Below are 325 nucleotides of genomic sequence, written 5' to 3' on the forward strand. Positions count from 1 at the left end.
GCGGAGGCGGCGCGCCTGCTCGGCACCCACCCGAGCCACCTGGTGCGGGTCTTCTCCCGCAGCTACGGGATACCCCCGCATCGCTACCTGACCGCCCTGCGGGTGGATCGCGCGCGCCAGCTGCTCCGGGCGGGCCTCCCCGCCGCCGAGGTGGCTGCGCGGGCGGGTTTCCACGACCAGGCGCACATGAGCCGTCACTTCCGCCGGGTGCTCGGCGCGGCGCCCGGCACCTTCGCGGCCTAGTGCGCAGACCGGCAGGATGGGGCGCATGGCCGTCGTGATCGCATTCCTCGCGAACATCGCCGTCGCGATCGCGAAGACCGTC

1 protein-coding gene is annotated in these 325 nt (G+C 74.2%); it reads left to right on the forward strand.

Going from position 1 to position 325, the window contains the following annotated elements; all coding sequences use genetic code 11:
* Positions 1-243: helix-turn-helix transcriptional regulator (locus tag FJ658_RS15765; protein ID WP_141146262.1), on the forward strand; the 243-nt coding region annotated here is incomplete at its 5' end.
* Between the last annotated feature and the right edge of the window lie 82 nt (positions 244-325).

This window comes from Schumannella sp. 10F1B-5-1 (assembly GCF_006517535.1).
Classification (GTDB): Bacteria; Actinomycetota; Actinomycetes; order Actinomycetales; family Microbacteriaceae; genus Schumannella.